The 1253-nt window shown below is 51.2% G+C and carries 2 protein-coding genes; both read left to right on the top strand.

Going from position 1 to position 1253, the window contains the following annotated elements:
• The first annotated feature begins 187 nt into the window (after positions 1-187).
• On the top strand, positions 188-619 hold the full coding sequence (locus JIN85_RS20495; RefSeq protein ID WP_200274355.1) for a hypothetical protein: 432 nt from the start codon (positions 188-190) through the stop codon (positions 617-619).
• A gap of 40 nt (positions 620-659) precedes the next feature.
• Positions 660-1031 (top strand): hypothetical protein, encoded by a 372-nt coding sequence (locus JIN85_RS20490; RefSeq protein ID WP_200274353.1) that lies wholly within the window; start codon positions 660-662, stop codon positions 1029-1031.
• Positions 1032-1253: the final 222 nt, after the last annotated feature.

Below are 1253 nucleotides of genomic sequence, written 5' to 3'. Positions count from 1 at the left end.
CATGGATCAGCGGACACCAGACGAACAAATTCACCTACGCTTGTTCAATACTTGGGCAAACCTCGTCGAAGAACAGATCGAAAAAGAAGCAGAACCAGCCGCGGGTGGCAACGGCGGACAAGCTCGCTAATTCGCTTCGCTCTGGATGCTCGCCGCCGCCGTGCCACCGCTCTAACGTTCTACTGAAATGAACCTCCGAATCATACTGGCTCCTTTTTTCAGCGTCGCTTTGAGCTGCGGGGCGACTTTAGCGGATACGGCCAAGGATGCAGATCAAGACGAAGCTCTGGTTCCACGAATCACTTCATTACTAACCACCTCAGAAGTCGCCGATCTATTGCGGGCAGGAATTACTCGTGGTGATCTACAACGGAGAATTAATTCACTTCCATTGATCCGTATAGGACCAGGCTACGTTCTTTACACCCTGAAGGATGGAAGGTTTCGATTACCTCTCGCTGATGGGCCCGACCAACAGGTTGACGAGTGGAAGCTGAGCAAGCCCGACGGAACAAAAATTGCAGAACAAGTCGGCGCTGGACAACCCGCTACCCGTTCCGAGTTAGATTCGGAGGGTGACGACAAACCTCAACCTGAAGCGGAAGGGCGCTCCCGATAGCGGGTGCCAGGCCTCTAACGTTAGGCGCAGATTCACGATTATGACACCACCCAAGCGACATGGATTGCTGACGGCCTTCTTGATATTCAAGATTGTGGCGTATAGCGCGGTATTTTGTCTCTACACTTTTTCAGCAGACCAGATTCTTGCGAGATCTCCACACATGCCAAGGTGGGCACTCACGATGTTTTGCTTTTCTTCGCTTGCTGGCATTGCATCGGTTGTTGCGATATTTCGTTGGCAGAAATGGGGATTTTATTTCAGTTGTGCCACGGCATTGATTGCCTTGCCCATCAACCTTTATTCACATGTTTCGCCAGTTGGGGCGTTTGCTGGTTTGTTTGGGCCGGTTATTTTATATGGTTTGCTTCAGCTTGGTGGCGAAAACAAAGCATGGTTATATTTGAGATGATGACAAAGCCTAACACAGCGCTGGAGCCAACGGCCACCGCGCCTTGAGTTTCGACCTGAACATGAAATTTGATTGTCACAGTTGCATTTGGGAGTCACGCTCCGGTGGCTGTGGCTCAGCTTTTGGTCGTTGTGCAGAAAAATGAAGCGCATCACACCAGACGAACTCGCGGAGATGCGCGCCAGAGGTTTTGATCGCGTTCTCCTTGAGCAGGCGAGCGAA

The sequence above is a fragment of the Luteolibacter pohnpeiensis genome, from assembly GCF_016595435.1.
Lineage (GTDB): Bacteria > Verrucomicrobiota > Verrucomicrobiia > Verrucomicrobiales > Akkermansiaceae > Luteolibacter > Luteolibacter pohnpeiensis.
Note: the sequence above shows the minus strand (reverse complement) of the source record. Positions and strands in the feature narration are given on the sequence as shown.